Source organism: Pseudomonas sp. NPDC087614, assembly GCF_044743485.1.
In the GTDB taxonomy this organism is placed as follows: domain Bacteria; phylum Pseudomonadota; class Gammaproteobacteria; order Pseudomonadales; family Pseudomonadaceae; genus Aquipseudomonas; species Aquipseudomonas baetica_A.
Genome location: NZ_JBIUWN010000127.1, coordinates 1 through 7,313, shown reverse-complemented (window position 1 = coordinate 7,313; position 7,313 = coordinate 1). Strand labels below are relative to the sequence as shown.

At 45.0% G+C, this 7,313-nt stretch carries 8 protein-coding genes; all 8 read right to left on the bottom strand.

Annotation, left to right across the window (positions count from 1 at the left end; translation table 11 throughout):
* Window positions 1-24: 24 nt before the first annotated feature.
* Window positions 25-825 carry a PoNe immunity protein domain-containing protein gene (locus ACIOWA_RS26740; protein ID WP_401162777.1) on the bottom strand — a complete coding sequence of 267 codons (801 nt, stop codon included), beginning with the start codon at window positions 823-825 and terminating at the stop codon, window positions 25-27.
* A gap of 81 nt (window positions 826-906) precedes the next feature.
* Window positions 907-1,698 (bottom strand): PoNe immunity protein domain-containing protein, encoded by a 792-nt coding sequence (locus ACIOWA_RS26735; RefSeq protein ID WP_401162775.1) that lies wholly within the window; start codon window positions 1,696-1,698, stop codon window positions 907-909.
* A gap of 34 nt (window positions 1,699-1,732) precedes the next feature.
* Window positions 1,733-2,506 carry a PoNe immunity protein domain-containing protein gene (locus ACIOWA_RS26730; RefSeq protein ID WP_401162772.1) on the bottom strand — a complete coding sequence of 258 codons (774 nt, stop codon included), beginning with the start codon at window positions 2,504-2,506 and terminating at the stop codon, window positions 1,733-1,735.
* Entirely contained in the window at window positions 2,481-3,323 is an 843-nt protein-coding gene (locus ACIOWA_RS26725; RefSeq protein WP_401162770.1) for a PoNe immunity protein domain-containing protein, read from the bottom strand. The genes ACIOWA_RS26730 and ACIOWA_RS26725 overlap by 26 nt, the downstream gene beginning before the upstream one ends.
* Window positions 3,324-3,413: 90 nt before the next feature.
* The gene (locus ACIOWA_RS26720; protein WP_401162767.1) at window positions 3,414-4,355 is read right to left on the bottom strand and encodes a PoNe immunity protein domain-containing protein; all 942 of its coding nucleotides are present in this window, start codon (window positions 4,353-4,355) and stop codon (window positions 3,414-3,416) included.
* 4 nt (window positions 4,356-4,359) lie between these two features.
* Window positions 4,360-5,562 carry a hypothetical protein gene (locus ACIOWA_RS26715; protein WP_401162765.1) on the bottom strand — a complete coding sequence of 401 codons (1,203 nt, stop codon included), beginning with the start codon at window positions 5,560-5,562 and terminating at the stop codon, window positions 4,360-4,362.
* 100 nt (window positions 5,563-5,662) lie between these two features.
* On the bottom strand, window positions 5,663-6,451 hold the full coding sequence (locus tag ACIOWA_RS26710; RefSeq protein ID WP_401162763.1) for a PoNe immunity protein domain-containing protein: 789 nt from the start codon (window positions 6,449-6,451) through the stop codon (window positions 5,663-5,665).
* 55 nt (window positions 6,452-6,506) lie between these two features.
* A complete protein-coding gene (locus tag ACIOWA_RS26705) occupies window positions 6,507-7,202 on the bottom strand; it encodes a type VI immunity family protein (RefSeq protein WP_401162779.1) in 696 nt (231 codons plus the stop codon).
* Window positions 7,203-7,313: the final 111 nt, after the last annotated feature.

The window sequence follows — 7,313 nt, the reverse complement described above, 5'->3', positions numbered from 1 at the left end:
CGGCGTCGGCGAAGGTCATCTGCTTCATCGGAAAACTCGGCGGGTGGAATCTGGGGATTTTGCCAAAATCAGAAAGTCTTTTTCAGAGTTTTCCTTGGGGTAGATCATGTGATCGATTTTGTTGTCGTCTATACCGTATAGAAATGCAATAGCTCCAGCCTCTATAGCCCAGTAACCGACGTAGTTTCCATTTTCTCCCTGCAGATGTAAGTTGTGCCATGGGGCTTGTTCAAATGCTGAATACCATTGGCAGCAGTATTGCTCTAGGCGCGAGGATGCTTCCTCTTTGCTGTCTGCGTAGATGGCCTGAACTAAAGGGGTATAGATATCGTGAAACCATTGGTCCACATCTATTCTGTCGGGTAATAATTTAATTAGCAGGTCTTCAAATAAAGTATCACCGCCGATATAGCCCGCATCGTCCATTAGCTTTACAAAGCGCTTAAGAAGGTCGGTACGCTGCAGTAATACACAGAAGCCTATAACTTGTACGCACTCTTCATATAGGTAGAGCCAGTCATCAATCGCGAGTGGTGATATTTCAGGAGTGTTTTCGAATATCGCAAGTTTTGCTTGTCTGGTCTCGTACTTGTCAATCAAGTCACTTAAGAGGGGAGGTAGTGAAGTGATCTCTTCGCCCGCAGTATAAGCTGCCAAAAGCCGGTCAAGCGCGAGTTTTTGCAAATGCCGAGAGCGAAGTGCTGCCTCTTCCTCAGGGGAGTCTGACTCAAAGGTGTTTGTTTTCAAGAAATCTATAACTTCGTCGTGCTCTCTCAGGAAGTTCTTGTAATGAGTATCGCTGAAGAATTTTTGTCTCTTTTTCACGTCTCTACACCTCCGCTTGCTTTAGTCGGTTTGCGCCGGCGTAAACCAATTTCCTGTCATGACTACAGGGTAGGCCAGCATCTAAACGGGCGCCCTTGGATTATTAGAAAGTTGATGGTTTCTGGCATATTCGACCAAATCCTTAGGGTAGATCATGTGGTCTATTTTGCTGTCATCGATGCCGTATAAGTAAGCAATGGCACCCGCTTCGAAAGCCCAATATCCGACGTAACTTCCTTCCTCGCCGTCGTGGTGCGTGTCATGCCATGGCGCCTGCTCAAAGGCGGAATACCAGTTCTCGCAGTAATTGCTTAGAAAACTGGAAGCCTCATTCCTATCTTCAGCGTAAATGGCCTGTATCAGCGGCGTGGAAACATCGTGATACCACTGATCGATATCCGCCCGCTCAGGTAAAACCTTGATCAGCAAGTCTTCGTAAAGAGTGTCCGTGCCGGCATATCCTGCACTGTCGATTAAAAAGACAAAACGTTTTAGCAAATCAGTGCGGTGCAACAAGATGCACAAACTTATGACTTGCAGGCATTCTTCATATTCATCTGGCCAGTCATCAATAATCAGAGGAGTGATGTTAGGTATCTGTTCATAAGTGGCCTGATATTTTTGGAGTTCTTCATAACTGGCAATCAGCAATTTCAGAGGCTGAACCAGACTTTGTATGTCCTCTCCAGCGGTGTAGAGCATAAAGACGTGCTCCAAGTGGAGGTTTTTAAAATTCCTGGCTCGTAGAGACTTCTCTTGTTCAGGAGAGTCTGCTGTGAATAGTTTGTCCTTCCAGAATTCGAATTCTTCTTCGTAGTTTGTCAGGAGGTTTTCGTAATGTAATTCAGTAAGATATTTCTGCCGTATTTTCAAGTGTCATGTCCGTGACGAATATCGTAGTTTAGATTTAAGGCTTTTTGGCTTGCGATCTCGCGTACTCGACGAGATCCTTGGGGTAGACCATGTGATCAATTTTGCTGTCGTCAATACCATACAGAAAGGCAACAGCGCCTGCTTCAAATGCCCAATACCCTACGTAAGTTCCTTCCTCTCCTTGAAGATGGGAGTCGTGCCAAGGTGCTTGCTTGAAGGCTCGATACCATTGCTGGCAGTATTTTTTAAGAATTTTAGGCGGTTCGCCTTTGGTGTCGCTGTAGATTGCTTGGATAAGTAGTGTATAGACGTCGTGATACCACTCATCTATGTCGTGCCGATGTGGAATAACTTTGTTGAGCAAAGCCTCATAAAGAGTGTCATCACCTGCATATCCTGCGTCGTCGATGAGTTTGACAAAGCGTAGGAGCAGGTCAGTCCGATGTAAAAGTATGCAAAGACTGATGACTTGAACGGCTTCTTCGTACTGATTGGGCCAGTCATCGATTGCCAGAGGAGAAATGTTCGGCACGCCTAAATACTCGGCCAAAGTCTTTTGGCGAATTTCATATTTCTCTACCAGTTCTTCAAGTATAGGAATAAGTTTCTCTATACGCTTACCCGCTGTATAGGTGGCGAGTAGCTTTTCCAAAGCGAGCGTCTGGAAATATCTGGCGCGCTGAGATGCTTCCTCTAACGCAGAGTCTGATTTGAATTTGTTTGTTGAGAATAAATTTAGAAGCTCATCATATTCCCTGAGGAAATTTTCATAGCGTGCGGCGCTAAAGAGTGTCTGTCGTATGTTCATGAGTATTCTGCTCCAATCGAATGGCCACATTTCTGGCGTATTCGACTAAGTCCTTTGGATAAACCATGTGATCCATTTTGCTGTCATCTATCCCATATAAAAATGCGATAGCTCCTGCCTCGAACGCCCAGTATCCGACATAATTTCCTTCTTCGCCTTGCAGGTGAGTATCATGCCAAGGAGCTTGTTTAAACGCCGGATACCATTGGCTGCAATATTTTTTTAAAAAACTTGTGGCCTCTTCTTTTGTTTTTGCATATGTAGCTTGCACTAATGGAGAATAAACATCATGGTACCATTGGTCTACATCAGCTCTGCCGGGTAATATTTTGCAGAGTAAATCTTCGTACAATGTATCGTCGCCCGCATAACCAGCATTATCTATCAACTTAACAAAGCGCTTAAGCAGGTCTGTGCGATGTAATAGAATGCAAAGGCCTATAACTTGCACGCACACCTCATATTCGTGTGGCCAATCGTCTATTGCGAGTGGTGTAATTTCAGAAGATTGTTCAGATACGGCTAGTGCGGCCTGCCGGATCTCATATTTTTCAACTAGATATTCAAGCTGAGGAACCAGCGAGGATATTTCTTCGCCTGCTGTATACATGGCCATTAGCTTTCGAAGTGCTAAGCGCTGAGCAAATCTTGAGCGAAGTGTCGCTTCACCTTCGGGTGTGTCAGACTTGAATTTCGGTGTCTTTAAAAGCTCACTAGCTTCGCCGTACTCTCTCAGGAAACTCTCGTAATGGGCGTCACTAAAGAATTCTTGTCTTTTTCGCGTATCTTTATGCCTGAACTTGGTTACGATGACCAAGTCTCCGCAGAGTAATAGTAAATGTTAAGCTTTACGTTTGTGTTCTGCCTGATTCGCTCAGCGCCTTAAAATAAGTGCTGAGCGAATAGGTTATTCTTCGCCTGACCAGTACCAGATAGTTTCGCCCCATTTTGAATTACTGAAACTCGGCATCGTTTCACCTTGAAGGAAGTGACGTCTTGAGTTCGCTTGCGCCGGTGTGAACCAGTAGCCAGACATACTGCATGGTTGCCCCGCATCTATGCGAGCTACTTGAGATTCATTAGTTGGCTGATAGTTTCGGGCATATTCCACTAGGTCCTTTGGATAAACCATGTGATCTATTTTGCTGTCGTCTATTCCATATAAAAACGCAATTGCTCCTGCTTCTATTGCCCAGTACCCTACGTAATTTCCATCCTCCCCCTGTAGGTGCAAGTCATGCCATGGAGCTTGCTTAAAAGCGGGGTACCATTGACTACAGTATTTTTTCAGAAGCTTCGCTGCTTCCTCTTTGCTGTCTGCGTAGATAGCCTGTACGAGAGGTGAATAGACATCGTGAAACCACTGATCCACATCGTGTCGACTCGGAAGTACCTTTGAGAGGAGGTCCTCGTATAAGGTGTCATCCCCGGCGTAACCAGCTTGATCTATCAGTTTTACAAAGCGTTCAAGTAGGTCTTTGCGATGTAGGAGTATGCAAAGTCCTATAACTTGAACGCACTCTTCATATTCATCAGGCAAATCACTTATCGCTAGCGGCGAAATGTCAGGCGTCTTGTGATATGTGGCGAGTGTCGATTGCCTAGTTTCGTATTTGACTATTAAATCTTCAAGCAAAGGTATTAAAGTTTCTATTTCTTGCCCTGCTGTGTATGCGGCGAAGATTCGGTCTAGTGCAAGTTGCTTGAAGTATGTTGCGCGCAACGTTGCTTCTTCTTCTGGTGAGTCAGATTGGAAGGTGTTTGTTTCAAAGAATTCAATTACTTCGTCGTGTTCTTTGAGGAATTTATTGTATTGATGCTCGCTGAAAAATTTCTGTCTTTTGTTCATCTGGTCAGGCCTCGAGTTTGAGCGAGTCTAATGCGCCGTATTTTTTAGCCAAAGATTTTTTTCGCTTATTTACGAAGGCTTTTACCTCGTGTTCCGGGTAATGGAAGGCCTTGTGGTTTTGATGAGTACTCTCTTCTAGTGTGCCTAGTTGGGCACTGGCATGATCCTTTGGACTCAAGCTTGGGTGAAATAGTGGAGCGTAGAATAGATGGCGGCTATAGGAGTTCATTACTTGAGCTGTCGTGGTTCTTCCAGACACGGCTTTAGCAATATTTTTCACTATCCACTCACTACTCATTTGAACCAAGATGTCTCTTTTTCTTTTAGTGAAATCTTCATTCTTGGTATTAACTGAATTTCTCTTTCCGCTGCTCACGGCGCTCTTGTTTTTAACCTGAGTCGATGAGGCGTCTGATTCAATTGGTTCGAGTAATTCTGTAGGGTCAGTGGCACCCGATATACCCAGCTTCGAGCTGATGCCGGGTTGTCGGGTGTTATTAGGTTTACGCATGAATTTAGGTGCATCTTCGTCACGGCTTGCCTTCGCTTCCACGATGGCAAATTTCTTACCTTCGTTATTTGCCGGATCGGCTCGCCACACCGCATCGATGCCTGTTCCGTTCGCACCATCCGTTAGCTTGTACAGTACGTGGCTAGCCTTAGGACTTCCGCCTGCGGAAAGTTTCCCCAACTTACTGGCACTAGGTTCACCCTCGAGCCACTTCCCATCAGCACCCTTGTCATGCCCGTCCCAATCCTTGCCCCAGCCAAACTCCACTGCACAGATGTAGTCCGCAATGTGTTCGCCGCTCACTCCCAAACCTTCATTCAAAATGCTGGAAGGAGCCTGAAGCCCTACTTTGGAGGCTTCGACTTGGTTGGAATGTGTGCCGCTAGCGCCATCCTTGCCCTTCGCCGCTACCGACGAGTCTTTGTTGGCAGGCTTTTCAGCTCTTTTCGGGTGGCTGGATCCGGAGGAGGCCGCCGAACTGTTGCGTTGCATGCCTTTCCTTTGGTATTTCTCTATCAGTTCCTCAAGCAACGGAATGAGGATTTCTATTTTCTCTCCCGCCGTATAGCAGGCGAAGATTTTTTCAAGCTGAAGGCCCTGAAGATGGCGTGCTCGAAGCGACGCTTCTTGTTCTGGAGAATCTGATTCAAATTTATTGGTTTTGCAAAAATCAATAACTTCGTCGTATTCTTTCAAGAAGGTTCTATAGTGGCTTTCGCTATAGTATTTTTGCCTTTTGTTTATGTTTCTTCCTTGGTCGTAAACTTTGAATATATTATTTCTTTTCGCGCTCAGGTTAACAACCTGGGACTCGTATCTCGCTCGATTGTTTCGTGCGTACTGAACCAAGTCTTTCGGGTAAACCATATGATCTATTTTGCTGTCGTCTATGCCGTACAAAAAAAGCGATAGCTCCTGCTTCGATAGCCCAATAACTTACATAGTTACCGTCTTCCCCTTGATGATGAGTGTCGTGCCAAGGAGCTTGTTTGAACGCCGTATACCAATGGCTACAATAATTTTTAAGATGTTGGGTAGCCTCTTCTGCCGTTTCCGAATAAATCGCCTGTACCAAGGGTGAATAAACGTCATGATACCACTGCTCGATGTCGTGCCTGCCAGGTAAAACCTTGCAAAGCAAATCCTCATAGAGCGTATCGGTGCCTTTATAGCCAGCGTTGTCTATTAGTACCACAAATCGTTTTAGGAGGTCTGTGCGATGTAATAAAATACAAAACCCTATAACTTGAACGCATTCTTCATATTGGTAGGGGTAGTCGCTGATCGCCAACGGTGATATTTCAGGAATCTGTTCGTTCTTTGTCAGTTTGTCCTGATATATTTCGTATTTTTCGATCACATCCTCGAGCAGTGGAGATAGTTCGGATATCTCTCTTCCTGCCGTGTACGTCGCTAACAGCTTATTCAAGGTCAGTCTCTGGAAAAACCTGGAGCGAAGCACTTCCTCTTCTTCGAGCGAGTCTGATTTGAACTTTCTTGTGCGATAAAAATCGTGAGCTTCGTCATGTGCACTCATAAAAGTGCTGAAGTGATTTTCACTGTAAAATTTTTGTCTCTGTTTCATGTTATTAATCTATATCTGATTAAATTGACTCTATGCGAAATGGGTAGTCGATAATTCATTCCCGATCAAAGCGGGCGTACCATTGTTTGGTACTTTCCTCCTCGAAGCAATTTCCATGAGGAGAGTAGTGATGAATTTGATCCGGTTCTGGAATGCGCACGGATTTTAATATTTTATTTACTGCAATGTAAGCATCGAGCTCATCTCTTCCTTCGGCGCCGAGTTGCGGGTAAACACCTGCTTGAATAATCAGTCCATTGTCATAGTTGACAAAATCAATGTCGCTACGGTTGCTTAGCTTCTGCCGCAAAGCTGGTTCACCGCCAAGCTTCGCAATAAACGAATTCCCGATTATGGTTTGCCAGTTAACGCCTTTTATATGATCGGCAAGCTCGGATGCCAAGCTGTGAGGCATTGAATCAACATCTAGGCCGGTGTATTTTTGAGCGAGTTCAAACTCGATAGGCATGTAGGTATCATAGTCGAACGGAAGTGTCGTTGATAATCCACCGTAACCATGCTCTGCTTCGACTTGGTTGCATAGGTATTTTACCCAGGCCCTATACGTAGTCAGCCCCTCGTCTGATGCAATGAAGTCCCAAGGGAGAACTAATTTTATATATGAGCGGTCGCTGTCTTCATGAACTTGGCGAGATCCAAGCATGGATATTCCAAAATCCGCAGCTTCTTTAGTGTTCGACGCACTTGTCAGGTGCAATTCGCATCGTTCATTACCAGATGATGAGCGAATTTTGGTGAATGCTTTTTCTAGGGATGGTCTGAAGTAGCCCTGTATTTCCGGCCAACTTCAACCTCATCCAATTTTGAAAGCGGTAGACCGATCAAAAACGATCAGATTGCC